We start from the raw sequence: 14819 nt of genomic DNA, 5'->3' as shown, positions 1-14819 counted from the left end.
CCGCACTACGCAAAACGCCAGCCATCGATTTCCACCAACAGCTCACTGCGACATACGTCGCCATGGATCAACAGTACCGGCACACCCGGTAGACGTTGCTGCAGGATCTCGCGCACACGGGGTGCATCGACGGGACGGCGCACGTAAGCCTTGAGCGGCGAATGCGTATCGAAGCCGGCCGGCATATCCGCCGTGGCAAGCAAGGCTTCGAGGTTGGTCAGAGTCTCGTTGAGTTGCGCTTCGAGATCTCCCTCGTGCGCGGACGCATGGCCGACGACCGCCGCGGTACCGGAGATCGCCAGCGCATCCCGTGCCGGCATCAGCATCGCGCGCGCAAAGCCGGGCGAGGTGCGACCGTATTGGCGCGGATAGCGCCACGCGCTGACTTGGCGTGGATTTTCGATCGCGGTGCCCGGATCGCCATTGGCGAGCAGATAAACCTGCAGAAGATGTTCACCGTTGTGGTGCCCGATCGCCGTGGCCGCAGGAAAGCCTTCTGCAAAAAAGTCGCCGAGGCCCGCTGCGCGGCCATCGCAAAACTGCTTATAGCATTCGGCATCGCCATCGCCGCGGTTAATGTCGCTGATGTAATTCCAGATGCGCAGCACGCTTTGTTCGCGCGTGCCCATGAATCGGCGCAGTTCCGCATACGCATGCCGGGCCGTCGCTTCGGTTCCGCCAAAGTCGCGCTCGTTCAGTTCGATGGCGGCAAACAGCCAGCCGCCACCGGTGGACCAACGCACGGCGTCGTGACGGCCGCAGGAAACATCGCCATCGACCTGCCACAGCTCAAGGGGAGCGGGCGCATCGAAACATTCCAGTGCGACACGCAGCCAACGCGGATCGTCGCTGTCGGGTGCTCCGGCGCCAAAACCGAACACCGCCAACGTGCCCGGCTCGGCCAAGGCAGTCTTTGGGTCTGCCATGCGATAGGTGACGTGCGGAGTGCGCGGCAGGACCGGCCGGACCTGCGGGTTTTCGCTTGCCTGAACCATGCTTGCAACCAGGAACGACAGGACCCCTATGTTACACTGGCCGACCGCTCCAGCCCCGCGCCGGCAGCGCATCCGGAGCCCCGAAACACGCATGGCCACGCAGACCACCGCCGAACACGAACTGGCCATCCTGATCGTGGACGCCCTGAACCTCGAGACGGTCGATCCCACGCAGATCGATCCACAAGCGCCGCTATTCGGCGGCGATCTGGGGTTGGACTCGATTGACGCCCTGGAAATCGCTCTGGCCGTATCGAAGCGCTATGGCATGCAGCTGCGTTCGGACCATCCGGACAACCAGCACATTTTCAGCAGCTTGCACGCGCTCTCCGAGCATATCGAACGGGAACGAACTGCCTGACGGCGCGTTAAGGTCTGTGACAGGTCAGACCCGCATCATCGCTTCAATAGTCCTAGCGGCGCGCCGACGTGATTCAGTGCAAATCCAGCGACAACCACTATCGCACGGCACTGTTCGTATCGCCGGAACACCCCTGCTTGCCTGGGCATTTTCCAGGCCATCCGCTCGTACCCGGTGTCGTATTGCTGGACCACGTCGCCAAGGCGCTGCGCGACTGGCGCGACCAGCGTCTTGCGCGTGTGCTGGAGGTAAAGTTCCTGGCACCGCTGCTTCCGGGCGAGCAGGCGGAACTCGAGTTGGATGAGGCGGCCGGCAGAATTCGTTTTGAAATCCGTCGCGAAAATCACTTGCTGGCACGCGGCCTGATCGAGGGCGCGGCATGACGGCGCATTGGCAGGATCAACCGGAAGGTGGCGGCCGTTTTTCGTTACGGTTGCTGATCGGTGCGGCGCTAAGTTGCGGTCGAGGGTTCATACTTCTTTGCCTATATCCGATCACTCTGTACTACTTCTTGCGCCGAGGTCCTGAACGTCGTGCGTCGCGCGAATACTTGAGCCGCGTGTTCGGCCGCCGGGCAACTACCTGGCAGGTACTCAAGCATCTGCACTGTTTTGCCGTGACCATGGCGGATCGCATTTATCTGCTTGCGCACGGCGAACGCGATTTCGACATCGAAGTAAATGGGATGGAGCCACTTCAGCACTACCTCGCCCAAGGACGAGGCGTGTTGCTGATCGGCTCCCATCAGGGCAGCTTCGAAGTGCTGCGTGCGCTCAGTGCGCGCTGTCCACAAATACCACTGCGTGTGTTGCTCGATAAGCAGAAAACACCCGCGATCACCGAGTTACTGGAAGCCTTGGCGCCTGACGTGGGCGAGGCTGTGATTGACGTCTCGCAAGGCGGCGCGGCCATCACGCTGGCGGTGGCCGAAGCCTGCCGGGCAGGCGGCATGGTGGCGCTGTTGGCCGATCGCGGCCGTGCGCACGAAGTATTGCGTCGCGTCGATTTTCTAGGTCAACCGGCCCCATTCCCGACAGGGCCATGGCTGCTCGCCCATACGCTGCAAGTGCCGGTGATGCTCTGCTTCGGCGTTTATCGCGGTGGACGTCGCTACGCACTCAGCTTTGAGAGCTTTGCCGAGCGCGTGGACATTCCGCGCGAGGCGCGCAACCAGGCGCTCGATGGTGTTCTGTCCCATTACGCGCAGCGGCTGGAACATTACGCACGTCTCGAACCTTACAACTGGTTCAACTTCTACGATTTCTGGCAACAAGACGATCACCGGGCCGCTGCGCCAGCACGAGTTAACTCCATGCGCGAGGCGTGAACATGCTCACGCAGCCTGTCTGGGCCGAATGGATACCGCACGCTGGCGCGATGCGTTTGCTCGATACCGTGCTTGATTGGAACGCAACGACGATCCACGCAACGGGTGAACGATACACATCGCCCCAGCACCCCTTGCGCAACGATGCCGGGCTGCATGCTGTGCATCTGGCCGAATACGGTGCGCAGGCCGCGGCGGTGCATGGCGCCTTGCTGGCCGCTTCGCGGGGCGAAGCCAGGGTGCGGCCGGGCAGGCTGGTCAGTCTGCGCGATGTGCAGCTGATGATCGAATATGTCGATCTTTCGGATGGACGTTTGGACGTCCATGCGGAATGTCTTTTTGACGATGGACGTGGTGCGCAGTACACGTTCAAGGTCGAGCAGCGTGGGCGTCTACTGATATCGGGCCGCGCAGCCGTTATGCACGCGGATGCCTGATGAGTTACGCCGCGTGTCGCGAATACGTATCGTCGATCACTTGCGGCTCGGCACGTGAGCGGCGATAACTGGCGCGAATGCCGCCGTAATGGATCAAGCGTCCCAGGGTGTACATCGCGATTCGCACCACGTCACGCACGGGGCTGAAATGACTGAGTCGGAACGTGTCCTGATAACGCGATGCGATCGGCACCGAAACAATGCCCAGCCCTTTTTCGCGGGAAGCGACAATCAACACTGCCGATTCGAACACAAAATTCTCAGCGTTTAGCTCGACCAGATCCAGCGCACTGCGCGGATACCAGCGCTGGCCACTCTGCGTGTCGGCCACCGGTTGCGCGCAGGCCCAGGAAATCCCCCAGTCGGCAAAAGCATTGGCACGACGTCGGGCTTTCGGCTGCTGTTCGCGCTGCAATAGCCGTGCGCCGATGACGATGTGGTCGGGAAAGCGTTTGGCGGCGTCGACCAGACGCGGTACATCCGCAGCCAAGTGTTGTCCGTCACCGTCCATGGTGACGACAGCATCGAAGCCCTGCCGAAGGGCCTCGCGGAAACCCGTGCGCAGCGCTTCGCCCTTGCCTTGCCGTTCCGAATGGCGAAGCAGCGTAACCGGCAGCGCGCTGACGATATCCGGCGTGCGGTCATGCGAACCATCATCGATCACGATGACCGGGGCGCCAAGCTGCAATACCGACCTTACGACCGAGGCGATCGCCGCCTCTTCGTTAAGGCAGGGAATCAATACACACCAGCGCGGTGCATCGTTCACGCAGTGGTCTCCATGTGTACGCGCAGCCCCAGTCGCTCGGATGCGGCCAATACGCATTCATCGTCGCCACGCACCAGCATGGCCAGCAGCGGTAGGCATGCTGCAGAAGGATTGTCGCGCATCCACGTCGTGCAGACAGCAGGCAGCGACGCGTGTCTGGGAGCGTCCACGACCGGCGTAAGAGCTATTCCTGGCATACCTGCATTCGTATACGGAGACAATATCAGCGCACAACCGAAGGCAAGCCGACATTGGATGAGTTCGCCTAGCGGACCCACGCCGACGGTGTCGCTGCACACGAGGAGAACGGCGCGATGGTCCGCACATGCTTGGGCGGCCGCTTCCAGTAAGCCGGCTCCGAAGCTGGCGTGCCCTGCGCAGACGGCGCTAGACGGTGCGCGACAATCGGTGGCGATCGTCCAGTAGCCGGCCGATGCGTTGTGCACTGAGTTGTGAAAGCGGGTGGGTGAAAGTTCGGTGGGTGCGCGCGCCAGTACGCGGCACATGTAGTCGGTGGTGGCCTGATCGCCATAGGCAGACGCAAACACGCAGGCCAGGTTGTCGGCGACGCGCCCGCTCATGGCCAAGGCCTGTGAAGCAACCTCGATGGCGACGAGGACGCTTTCCGGCGCGCGACGACGTTCGTTGAGCGACAAGGCCGCAGCGTTGGGGCGCGTAGCAGGCTCGGAAAGAGCTTCGCCGGCCAGCAGACGGCGAAGTGCCTCGAAGTCGGTCAACGACGGCGACCACACGCCAACGCCTTCCACCTGGACACGCAACGCGCTCATACGTCGCTACCCGTGGATGCGCGTGCGAAAGCCAGGCAGGCATTGCTACCGCCGAAACCGAACGAATGGCTGAGCGCGATCTGCATGGGGCGGAATTCGTTCTGCCAGGCGAAATGCGCGGTACAAGCAGGGTCGGGTGTCACCGCACCCGCATTGCCTGGTACGAAACCTTCATGCAAAGCCAGCAAGGTGATCGCCGCTTCGACAATGCCTGCTGCACCCAAGGTGTGGCCGGTGAGTCCTTTTGTGGAGCTCACTCGTGTACTGGCTGGAAACAGGCGTGCGACCAGAGTGGCTTCCATCGCATCGTTTTTCTGGCTGGCCGTGCCGTGCAAATTGATGTAGTCGACCTGCGAGACATCGATGCCCGCGCGGTCGAGTACATCGCGCAGTGCCAGTTCGGCGCCGATACCTTCGGGGTCGGGCGTAGACATGTGATGTGCATCGCTGGATTCGCCGCAGCCGAGCAGTCGCAAGTGCGTTTCGGTGTCTGCATCGACGCGTTCAAGCAAGGCGAAACCCGCGGCTTCGCCAATGGATATGCCGCGGCGGCCCGCATCGAAGGGACGACACGGTTCGGGCGATACCAACTCCAGCGCGTTGAAGCCGTACAGCACGCTGTCGCACAGCGAATCGACGCCCCCCACGACAGCGGCATCGACGATGCCAAGGCGGATAAGTCGCTCCGCACCTGCAAATACCTTGGCGCTGGATGAGCAGGCGGTGGAGATAGTCAGGCAAGGGCCGCCAATATCCAGCGCGGCCGCCACGAAAGCTGTCAGCGAGTGCGGGGTATGGATCGCCTGGCGACGGAGGTCGGCGGGCAGCTGACTATCGTTCTCAAGACGCCGGTAACCCTCCTCGGTGGCCCTGATGCTGGCGGTGGACGTGCCGAGCAGCAGCGCGATGCGGGTCGCCCCGTAACGTTGCCGCGCTGTATGAACCCGTGCCAGAAAGTCGTCCTGGTTAAGACCCAGCCAGGCGAGGCGGTTATTGCGGCAATCCCACTGCGCGTATTCGGCGGGCAGCGTCGTAGTTTCGAGACCGGATACGCGGCCGATCCAGCATGCTAGCGGGTTGTCGCCGAAATCGTTGCTGCGGAGCCCGCTTCGCTGCTGTTTGAGTGCGTCAAGATGAGCGTCTAGGCCGAGGCCCAGTGCGGAGGTGGCGGTGTATGCCGTAACCGCGAGAGGGAGGATCGAAGCGCGCATGCGATGAGCCTAGCGACCGCTCTGGAGCTTGCCTAGATGGTGCGCAAGGCCTCGGTAGCTACCGTTCACGCTGGCGCGTGACGCTCTACCGCATCTTCGTACGGCCGCCGCCTTGCTAAGCTTCCGACATGCATTCGGCTGACGGACAGGACGATGAGTAGCGAGCAAGTTGAACGAGCCGAACACTTTCTACGCGCGTTGCAGGATCGCATCTGCCATGCCGTCGAACAGGTCGATGGCGAAGCGACGTTTGTCGAAGATGCCTGGACGCGCGCCGCGGGCGGTGGTGGGCGTACGCGTGTACTGCGCGAGGGTGCGGTATTCGAACAGGCGGGCGTGAATTTCTCGCGCGTGCATGGCGACAAACTGCCTCCCAGCGCCACGGCGCATCGGCCGGAATTGGCGGGCGGCAGTTTCGTCGCGACCGGCGTGTCGTTGGTGCTGCACCCACGCAACCCTTACGTGCCCACCACGCATGCCAACGTCCGCTATTTCGAGGCCAGCAAGCCCGGTGTGGAACCCGTGTGGTGGTTCGGCGGCGGCTTCGATCTCACGCCGTTTTATCCCTTCGACGAAGACGTACGGCATTGGCATTCTGTCGCGCGCGATCTCTGCGCGCCTTACGGCGCGGACGTCTATTCACGTTATAAGCAGTGGTGCGATGAGTATTTCTATCTCAAGCATCGCAGCGAAACGCGCGGCGTGGGAGGCCTGTTCTACGACGATCTCAACGAGGGCGGCTTCGAGCGCTGCTTCGCCTTTACGCAGGCGGTGGGGCAGGGATTTCTCGACGCGTACTTGCCAATCGTCGAGCGCCGCAAGGCCGTGCCACACGGCGAACGCGAGCGCGAATTCCAGCTGTACCGGCGCGGCCGCTATGTGGAATTCAATCTCGTCTATGACCGCGGCACGCTGTTCGGATTGCAGTCGGGTGGCCGTACAGAGTCGATCCTGATGAGCCTTCCGCCGCGTGTGCGTTTCGAATACGCCTACCAGCCGGAGCCCGACTCGGCGGAGGCGCGACTGAGCGACTACCTCAAGCCGCGCGACTGGGTCTAAAGCGATAAACGAGTAGCGGATGTGCCAGTGTGCCTGGCAGTACACCGCTACTCGTTCTTGGTTGCGCTTAGCCGTTCGGTGTGTCGCCGCTGAATTTCACCGGCGTCGCACCCTTCACCGGTCCGATCTGCGCGCTGTCGCTGACTTGCAGCACCACGTCGCGGCGGAATTCCAGCGTGCCTTGCACGACAGCGTGCGGCCCGATAACGATGCGCGGCGGGCGCTGTCCGTTCCAACTGTGCCCGCCGTTTGGCTGGTCGACCAAAATGCCACCTTCGACATGGGAACCGGCGCCGACGGTGATATCGCCGGAAACCGTGCCGATGCCGCCACCGATGTGCGCCTGATCCAGCACGATCGCGCCGTTGACGTTGGAAACGCGACCGCGCACAGTCGCGCCCTGGTCGAGCCGAATGGCGCCATTGACGGCATCCACCGTGCTGCTAACCACGGTGTTTTCACCCAACTTGATGCCGCCGTTGACGGTTTCCACGCTGGTGGCCTGCGCTTTGTCGTCCAGTTGCAGCGCACCGTTCACGGTGCCGGCTTTGTCCACGACAGCGCTGTCGCCGATATGCACCGAGCCGTTGACCGTGCTCACGTTGCCGGCGTGCTGGCCGGGGGCGACGTCAATGGAGCCGTTGACCTTGTCGAGGTCCTGGGCGGATACGGCAACGGGGGCAAGCAGAGCGAGAACAAGCAGGGTGCGGCGCATGGCGGACTCCATTCGGGTGTGAATTTAGGGGTTGGATGCGCCAGCGGCGTTATCGGTTTAGCGTGACCTTCGGCAGGGCGGGATTTGACGGGTGCGCGAGCGGGCCTCACCATTCTTGCTTTGCTTCGATCGCGAACCTCACGTCATGCACAAACTCGTCCTGATCCGCCACGGCCAATCCCAGTGGAACCTCGAAAACCGTTTCAGCGGCTGGGCCGACGTCGACATTACCGAACAAGGTGCTGCCGAAGCACGCGAGTCGGGCCACTTGCTGGTTCAGGCCGGCTACCACTTCGACGTGGCGCACACCTCGGTGCTCAAGCGCGCCGTGCGCACGCTGTGGCACGTGCAGGACGCGATGGACCTGATGTGGATCCCGGTGCTGACCGAGTGGCGCCTCAACGAGCGTCACTACGGCGGCCTGACCGGTCTTAACAAGGCCGAGACCGCCGCGAAATACGGCGAGGACCAAGTGAAGGTCTGGCGCCGCAGTTATGACATTCCGCCGCCGCCGCTGGAGCGCAGTGCGAACCCGGCGCTGCGCGATCCGCGCTATGCGACGCTCGATCCACGTTTGATCCCCGACACCGAGTGTCTGAAAGACACCGTCGAGCGCGTGATTCCGTACTGGGACGATGTCCTCGCGCCGGCGATTCGTGCCGGCCAACGCGTACTGCTGGTGGCCCACGGAAATTCGATTCGTGCGCTGGTGAAGTATCTCGACGGCATATCCGACGAAGCGATCGTCGACTTGAACATCCCCAATGGCGTGCCGCTCGTGTACGAATTCGACGATAAGCTCAAGCCGCTGCGGCACTATTACCTGGGCGATGCGGATGCCATCGCTGCGAAGATGGCCGCTGTGGCAAACCAGGGCAAGGCCAAATAAACCGTGCGGTGCAAGGCATGACAGACGTCAGTCGCCTGCCATGCGTCCGCTTGCTAGGCTGCCCGCACTTCCTCAACGCACAGGGATAAAGCGATGGCCCCCCATTTCACCATGCCGCTGGTCCTGATTCCGGTATTGGCTTTCGCCGTATGGCGGCGCGTGCGCAGCCAGTTCGGGCCGCAGCCGATCCGGCGAAACAAAATGATCGCCCGTATCGCCATTTTTGCCGTGCTGGGTGGCGTCATCGCCTTTGCCAGCATGCACGATATGCGCCTTTTGACAGGGCTGGGCGGCGGTCTGATTGCTGGAGCAGGATTAGGGCTGCTGGGCTTGCGCCTCAGTCGCTTTCAGCTCGATCCGGTGAAGGGCGACTGCTACGTACCCAATGCGTATATCGGCGGGTTGGTCACGGTATTGTTTCTGGGGCGCTTGTTCTGGCGCTTCGCGATGCTTTCCCCGCAGCTGCAGGATCCGACCGGCGCCACGCCGCCCGTGCACGGTCCCGAGTTTGGTCAGAGCCCGCTGACGCTGGCCCTGTTCGGCGTGTTCGTGGGCTACTACATCTGCTACTTCACGGGGCTGCTGATTCATCACCAGCGCATCGTGCGCGAACGCCCCGGATTGGAATGATTAGAGCGCGTCGTGATCCAGTTCGCCGGTGCGGATGCGGACCACCTGTTCCAGGCTGCTGACGAAGATCTTGCCGTCGCCGATCTTTCCGGTTCGCGCCGACTGCGTGATGGCTTCGACTACGCGTTCCAGCTGGTCATCCGGCACCGCCACTTCGAGCTTGATCTTGGGCAGAAAATCGACCACGTATTCGGCGCCGCGATATAGCTCGGTATGGCCTTTCTGGCGACCGAAGCCCTTGACCTCGGTAACGGTGATGCCCTGCACGCCGACCTCGGCCAACGCCTCACGGACATCGTCCAGCTTGAACGGCTTGATGACTGCCACTACCAATTTCATGGAATTTCCTCATCGGGCCAGGGGTTGGCCGGATCACGCGTTGCGAAGCATACATTCTGCCTTTCCGAAGGCAGGCTGTCCCGCAATGTAGGAAAATGCCTACAAACTTTGATGGAGCAAGCCGATGGCGCCGTGTTTGAACTTCTCCCTAGACTCATCTCCGACGAGTTCGAGGTGCCTACCATGACGGGCAGGCAGGATATCGATCAAATTGCCACACGACTTGTGTCGTTGGTACCGCCAGGGCTGGCAGACGCGCACAAGGATCTGCGCGCCAATTTTCGCGATATCCTGGCGCAGGGATTGCGCCATCTCGAGCTGGTTACCCGAGAGGAATTCGACGTTCAGACCCAGGTATTGGCGCGTACGCGCGCTCGGGTCGAGGAACTCGAGCGGCGCGTGGCGGAGCTGGAAGCCGGCGTGTCACCTCGCGGTGCATAGCCAGTTCCGGTAGCCGCCCCCGATTCGTCACCATCACCCCAAGGAGTCGGGGGCGGCCATTTTTCTCCGCACCTCGATGGATGGAGTCGCTCGATGGACCGATCAATCAGCGACTCCGCTGCCGTTAGCCGTCACCGTGCCCCATGAGCCTGGCCGTCACGCTAAGCCGTGCCCAGGAGGGGGTCTCCGCACCGCAGGTGATGGTGGAAGTGCATCTCTCTGGTGGTCTGCCTAGCACCAATATTGTCGGTTTACCCGAAGCGGCCGTGCGCGAGGCACGCGACCGTGTACGTGTGGCCATCCAAAACGCCGCCTTCGAATACCCCAACCGCAAAGTTACCGTGAATCTGGCGCCGGCCGAGTTGCCCAAGGACGGCGGCCGCTTCGATCTGGCTATCGCACTGGGCATTCTGGCCGCGGGACATCAGGTTCCGCGTGAAAAGCTCGACGATTGCGAATTCCTGGGCGAACTGGCGCTTTCCGGCCAGCTGCGGCCGGTATCTGGCGTATTGCCCGCGCTGCTTCGCGCACGGGCGCGCGGACGTCGCGTGGTGGTGCCGCGCGCCAACGCTGAGGAAGCGGCGCTGATTTCCGAAGTCGATGTGCGCGTGGCCGATACGCTCACCGATGTCTGCAGCTGGCTACGCGGTGCGCAGGAGTTGATGCCGCCGACATCGTCGCTCGTGCTGAGCAACGACGATGCGGGTCCGGATCTCATCGATGTACGCGGTCAGCTGCAAGCGCGCCGAGCGCTGGAGATTGCGGCAGTCGGCGGCCACCACTTGCTGCTGATGGGGCCGCCCGGCACCGGCAAAACCATGCTGGCCGAACGCCTGCCGGGCATCCTGCCGCCGATGACCGAATCGGAGGCGCTGGAAACCTGCGCCGTGATGTCGGTGGCCGGCCTAACCGTCGATCCCGCGCACTGGCGTCGCCGCACCTTTCGCGCGCCCCACCACACTGCGTCGGCCGTTGCCTTGGTGGGCGGTGGGTCGCAACCTAGGCCCGGTGAGATTTCGCTGGCCCATAACGGCGTGCTGTTTCTGGACGAATTTCCGGAGTTCAGCCGGCATGTGTTGGAAGTGCTGCGCGAGCCGATGGAGTCCGGCACCATTCTTATTTCGCGTGCAGCGCGTCAGTTGAGCTTCCCCGCTCAGTTTCAACTAGTGGCGGCCATGAATCCCTGTCCTTGCGGTTATGCCGGCGACGCGCGCCCGCGTTGCCGCTGCACGCCAGATCAGGTGCAGCGCTACCGCTCGCGCATTTCCGGTCCGATGCTCGACCGCATCGATCTATGCGTCGAAGTGCCGGGTCTGCCGTTGACCGAACTGGGCGCGCCACGCACCTCGCAGGACGAAGACTCTGCCACGGTTCGCGCGCGGGTGATTCGCGCACGCCAGCATGCGCTTGCGCGTGCCGGCCGGCCGAACGCCGAGATCAGTACTCGCGAACTGGAACGCGATTGCGCTCTCGGTTCTGCCGAACGGCGCTGGTTCGATGGCGCGCTGGAGCGACTGGGGTTATCCGCACGCGCTTACCATCGAACCTTGCGCGTCGCGCGCACGATTGCCGATATAGACAACGGTGCCGCAGCACTCGATCGCACCCATCTGGCCGAAGCCCTGCAATACCGACGCCTGTCCCTCTTGTCCGACTAAGAGCCGCTAACAAAACTACTGCGCGGCCGCGGGGTGGGCGCGGTCGGTGCTCGGAATCCTCATGTACGACCCAGTACACTCCGGTTCCTGCGCGCCGCCCGCACCCACCCCGCGGCCGCTCGCTACGTTTTGTTAGCGGCTCTAAGTTGCGCATCAACGTAACGCCTCCCTCTGCAAGTAGAGGGAGGCGTGGGTCAGTCGCGCGAACTCAGGCGGCCGAAGCACGGTGAAACTGAGCTTCTTCGGTCGAGCCCTTCAACGCCGTGGTCGAGGATTGGCCCTGCTGAATGGCTTGCGTCACTGCATCAAAGTAACCCGTGCCCACTTCGCGCTGATGCTTCACTGCAGTGAAGCCACGCTCGGCTGCCGCGAATTCTTTTTCCTGCAGCTCGACGAACGCACTCATCTGGCGCCGCGCATAACCATGTGCCAGATCGAACATGCCGTAGTTGAGGCTGTGGAACCCCGCCAGCGTAATGAACTGGAACTTGTAGCCCATCGCACCGAGTTCCTGCTGGAACTTCGCGATGGTGGCGTCGTCCAGATTCTTCTTCCAGTTGAAGCTCGGCGAGCAGTTGTAGGCCAGCAGTTTGCCTGGGAACTTCGCATGAATCGCCTCGGCGAATTTGCGTGCTTCTTCCAGATTGGGCTTGCTGGTCTCGCACCAGACCAGATCGGCATACGGCGCGTACGCAAGGCCACGGCTGATGGCCTGATCGAGGCCGGCGCGCACGCGATAGAAACCTTCCATCGTGCGTTCGCCGGTCGTGAATGGCCGATCGTTATCGTCGATATCGGAGGTGAGCAGGTCGGCTGCATCCGCATCGGTGCGCGCCACCAGCAAGGTCGGTACGCCAAGCACGTCCGCGGCGAGACGCGCCGCATTCAATTTGTCCACTGCTTCGCGCGTCGGCACCAGCACCTTGCCGCCCATATGACCGCACTTTTTCACCGAGGCCAGCTGATCTTCAAAATGCACGCCAGCCGCGCCCGCCTCGATCATCGCCTTCATCAGTTCGAAGGCGTTGAGCACGCCGCCGAAACCGGCCTCGGCATCGGCCACAATTGGCACCATCCAGTCGGTGTCGTCCTTGCCTTCGGCGTGATGCAGCTGATCGGTGCGCAATAGCGTGTTGTTGATGCGCTTCACCACCAGCGGTACCGAGTTGGCCGGATACAACGACTGATCGGGATACATCTCACCCGCCACGTTTGCATCGGCGGCCACCTGCCAGCCACTGAGATAGATCGCCTGCAAGCCGGCTTTCACCTGCTGCATGGCCTGGTTACCGGTAAGTGCGCCAAGTGCGTTGACGAAATCTTCTTTGTGCAGCGATTTCCACAAGCGCTCCGCGCCGCGGCGGGCGAGCGAGTGTTCCACGCCCACTGTGCCGCGCAAACGCACCACGTCCTCAGCGCTGTAATTGCGCTCGATACCAGCCCAGCGGGTGTTGTTCTTCCAGTCCAGCGAAATCTGTTCGGCAGTAGGCAGGGTGTTTTTCATGTCGTGTACTCCGTGAATGCTCTGGATGCGCGCGATCAGACAAGCTGTTCGTAAGCGGGCAGGGTGAGGAAGTCGCCGAGCTGATCGGCATGGGTCAACGTCGCCAGCAGATGTGCGGCATCTTTGGCGCGGCTTGCGCCTGGCAGGCTGCTTTCGCGTAGACGATGCGTATGCGTGGCGAGCGCGTGATCGAACAGTGCGAAGTCGATCGGCGCGTGATCGGGGAATTCCAGGCTGCCGTGATGCAGCCATTGCCATAACTGCGCGCGTGCGATTTCCGCGGTCGCCGCGTCCTCCATGAGGTGATGGATCGGCACGCAACCCAGACCTTCCAGCCATGCTGCGGTGTAGCGCAGCGCCACTTCCACGTTGTTGTCGAAACCGGCGCGGCTGATGGTTCCGCCGCACGGTGCGATCAAGGTATTGCGATCCGCCTTTACGTCATCGCGTTTGACGTGTAGCTGATTCGGCGCCGGCATGTGACGATCGAAAATATCCTTCGCCACCGGAACCAACGCGGGGTGCGCCACCCAGGTGCCATCGTGACCTGCCTGCACTTCGCGCAACTTGTCGGCGCGGACTTTCGCCATCGCCGTTTCGTTTGCGTCGTCATCGCCCTTGATCGGAATTTGCGCCGCCATGCCGCCCATGGCGAAAGCGCCGCGGCGGTGGCAGGTCTGGATCAGCAGTTCCGAATACGCTTTCAGGAACGGCACCGTCATCACCACCTGGCCGCGTTCGGGCAGCAGGCGATCGCGATGGCGGCGCATCGTCTTGAGATAGGAAAAGATGTAATCCCAGCGGCCGCAGTTGAGGCCCACGGCACGATCGCGCAGTGCGTGCAGGATCTCGTGCATCTGGAACACTGCCGGCAGCGTCTCGATCAGCACGGTGGCCTTCATCGTGCCGTGCGGCAGATCGAGTTCGTCCTCGGCTAGCGCCATCGTCTCGTCCCACAACGCGGCTTCTTCCATGGCCTCGAGTTTGGGCAGATAGAAATACGGACCGAGGTCGCGGGCATGCAGCGCGCGGGCGTTGTGGAAAGCGAACAGGCCGAAGTCGACTAGGGCGCCGGCCATCGTCTCGCCGTCCACCGACACGTGGCGTTCCGGCAGATGCCAGCCGCGTGGGCGTACGACCAGCACAGCGGGGTTCGCGCCGACGCGATAGTCCTTACCCTCGGGCGAGCGATACGTCAGCGTGCCGCTCACGGCATCGCGCAGGTTGAGCTGGCCGTCGAGTTGGTTAGCGAAGCTCGGCGCGGACGAATCCTCGAAGTCGGCCATGAACACCTTCGCGCCGGAATTGAGCGCGTTGATGATCATCTTGCGCTCGACCGGGCCGGTGATCTCCACGCGGCGGTCCTGCAAGGCGGCCGGGATGGGTGCCACCGTCCAGTCGGACTCGCGGATCGCCTTCGTATCGGGGCGGAAATCCGGCAAAGCGCCCGCGTCATAACGCGCCTGGCGCTGACGCCGAGCATGCAGCAGTAGCTGACGCCGTGGCTCCGCAAACCGGTGCAGCCGGGCCAGGAAGGCCAGGGCATCCGGGGTAAGGATGTCCTCGTAACCGGCGATGGCCGCATGGATCTCGGCCGGCCTGCTCACGAACTTTTCGCTGGGAACTGCCATGTGCTTCTCCACCAGGGGTACGGTGAAAAAGCTAGTGATCAGTTATGCATTTGACAAAACAAATG

17 protein-coding genes and 1 other RNA gene are annotated in these 14819 nt (G+C 62.6%); 10 read left to right on the top strand and 8 right to left on the bottom strand.

Going from position 1 to position 14819, the window contains the following annotated elements:
* Window positions 1-5: 5 nt before the first annotated feature.
* Window positions 6-995: a chorismate transformation FkbO/Hyg5 family protein gene (locus QQL64_RS17035; protein ID WP_284401782.1), complete on the bottom strand. Its 990-nt coding sequence runs from the start codon at window positions 993-995 to the stop codon at window positions 6-8.
* Between the two features lie 91 nt (window positions 996-1086).
* Between QQL64_RS17035 and QQL64_RS17030 the strand changes: the two genes are divergently transcribed.
* From QQL64_RS17030 to QQL64_RS17015, 4 genes are all read left to right on the top strand, one after another.
* Window positions 1087-1356: a phosphopantetheine-binding protein gene (locus QQL64_RS17030; RefSeq protein ID WP_284401781.1), complete on the top strand. Its 270-nt coding sequence runs from the start codon at window positions 1087-1089 to the stop codon at window positions 1354-1356.
* A 68-nt stretch (window positions 1357-1424) separates the two neighbouring features.
* Window positions 1425-1739 carry an ApeI family dehydratase gene (locus tag QQL64_RS17025; protein WP_284401780.1) on the top strand — a complete coding sequence of 105 codons (315 nt, stop codon included), beginning with the start codon at window positions 1425-1427 and terminating at the stop codon, window positions 1737-1739.
* On the top strand, window positions 1736-2683 hold the full coding sequence (locus QQL64_RS17020; protein WP_284401778.1) for a lysophospholipid acyltransferase family protein: 948 nt from the start codon (window positions 1736-1738) through the stop codon (window positions 2681-2683). Before QQL64_RS17025 ends, QQL64_RS17020 begins: the two co-directional genes overlap by 4 nt.
* Before the next feature lie 2 nt (window positions 2684-2685).
* A complete protein-coding gene (locus QQL64_RS17015) occupies window positions 2686-3120 on the top strand; it encodes a hotdog family protein (protein WP_284401776.1) in 435 nt (144 codons plus the stop codon).
* A 4-nt stretch (window positions 3121-3124) separates the two neighbouring features.
* Here QQL64_RS17015 and QQL64_RS17010 read toward each other — a convergent pair whose 3' ends face one another.
* From QQL64_RS17010 to QQL64_RS17000, 3 genes are read right to left on the bottom strand one after another with little or no spacing between them, the layout of a single operon-like run.
* Window positions 3125-3889, bottom strand: coding sequence for a glycosyltransferase family 2 protein (locus QQL64_RS17010; protein ID WP_284401774.1), 765 nt, complete (start codon window positions 3887-3889; stop codon window positions 3125-3127).
* Complete coding sequence (locus QQL64_RS17005; protein ID WP_284401772.1) at window positions 3886-4677, bottom strand: beta-ketoacyl synthase chain length factor; 792 nt, start codon at window positions 4675-4677, stop codon at window positions 3886-3888. Before QQL64_RS17005 ends, QQL64_RS17010 begins: the two co-directional genes overlap by 4 nt.
* Window positions 4674-5888: a beta-ketoacyl-[acyl-carrier-protein] synthase family protein gene (locus tag QQL64_RS17000; RefSeq protein WP_284401770.1), complete on the bottom strand. Its 1215-nt coding sequence runs from the start codon at window positions 5886-5888 to the stop codon at window positions 4674-4676. Before QQL64_RS17000 ends, QQL64_RS17005 begins: the two co-directional genes overlap by 4 nt.
* 153 nt (window positions 5889-6041) lie before the next feature.
* On the opposite strand from QQL64_RS17000, the gene hemF reads away from it, so the two are divergent.
* Complete coding sequence (gene hemF / locus QQL64_RS16995) at window positions 6042-6947, top strand: oxygen-dependent coproporphyrinogen oxidase (protein WP_284401769.1); 906 nt, start codon at window positions 6042-6044, stop codon at window positions 6945-6947.
* A gap of 67 nt (window positions 6948-7014) precedes the next feature.
* Here hemF and QQL64_RS16990 read toward each other — a convergent pair whose 3' ends face one another.
* Entirely contained in the window at window positions 7015-7662 is a 648-nt protein-coding gene (locus tag QQL64_RS16990) for a DUF4097 family beta strand repeat-containing protein (RefSeq protein WP_284401767.1), read from the bottom strand.
* A gap of 145 nt (window positions 7663-7807) precedes the next feature.
* Here QQL64_RS16990 and gpmA point away from each other — a divergent pair, with 145 nt between their 5' ends.
* The gene (gpmA, locus tag QQL64_RS16985) at window positions 7808-8551 is read left to right on the top strand and encodes a 2,3-diphosphoglycerate-dependent phosphoglycerate mutase (protein WP_284401765.1); all 744 of its coding nucleotides are present in this window, start codon (window positions 7808-7810) and stop codon (window positions 8549-8551) included.
* Between the two features lie 93 nt (window positions 8552-8644).
* A complete protein-coding gene (locus QQL64_RS16980; RefSeq protein WP_284401763.1) occupies window positions 8645-9181 on the top strand; it encodes a CcdC protein domain-containing protein in 537 nt (178 codons plus the stop codon).
* On the opposite strand, the gene glnK is transcribed toward QQL64_RS16980, so the two are convergent.
* Window positions 9182-9520 (bottom strand): P-II family nitrogen regulator, encoded by a 339-nt coding sequence (gene glnK / locus QQL64_RS16975; protein WP_284401762.1) that lies wholly within the window; start codon window positions 9518-9520, stop codon window positions 9182-9184.
* Window positions 9521-9703: 183 nt separating this feature from the next.
* Between glnK and QQL64_RS16970 the strand changes: the two genes are divergently transcribed.
* The 3 genes from QQL64_RS16970 (at window position 9704) to QQL64_RS16960 (ending at window position 11757) form a co-directional block, all read left to right on the top strand.
* On the top strand, window positions 9704-9961 hold the full coding sequence (locus QQL64_RS16970) for an accessory factor UbiK family protein (RefSeq protein WP_284401761.1): 258 nt from the start codon (window positions 9704-9706) through the stop codon (window positions 9959-9961).
* Between the two features lie 143 nt (window positions 9962-10104).
* Window positions 10105-11619: a YifB family Mg chelatase-like AAA ATPase gene (locus QQL64_RS16965; RefSeq protein WP_284401758.1), complete on the top strand. Its 1515-nt coding sequence runs from the start codon at window positions 10105-10107 to the stop codon at window positions 11617-11619.
* A gap of 61 nt (window positions 11620-11680) precedes the next feature.
* Window positions 11681-11757, top strand: a non-coding RNA gene (locus QQL64_RS16960) — sX9 sRNA.
* A 70-nt stretch (window positions 11758-11827) separates the two neighbouring features.
* Here the strand turns inward: QQL64_RS16960 and aceA are convergent.
* Window positions 11828-13123 carry an isocitrate lyase gene (aceA, locus tag QQL64_RS16955; protein WP_284401757.1) on the bottom strand — a complete coding sequence of 432 codons (1296 nt, stop codon included), beginning with the start codon at window positions 13121-13123 and terminating at the stop codon, window positions 11828-11830.
* Window positions 13124-13158: 35 nt separating this feature from the next.
* On the bottom strand, window positions 13159-14754 hold the full coding sequence (aceB, locus tag QQL64_RS16950) for a malate synthase A (RefSeq protein ID WP_284401754.1): 1596 nt from the start codon (window positions 14752-14754) through the stop codon (window positions 13159-13161).
* Between the last annotated feature and the right edge of the window lie 65 nt (window positions 14755-14819).

The sequence above is a fragment of the Dyella lipolytica genome, assembly GCF_030160075.1.
GTDB classification, from domain to species: domain Bacteria; phylum Pseudomonadota; class Gammaproteobacteria; order Xanthomonadales; family Rhodanobacteraceae; genus Dyella_B; species Dyella_B lipolytica.
Note: the sequence above shows the minus strand (reverse complement) of the source record. Positions and strands in the feature narration are given on the sequence as shown.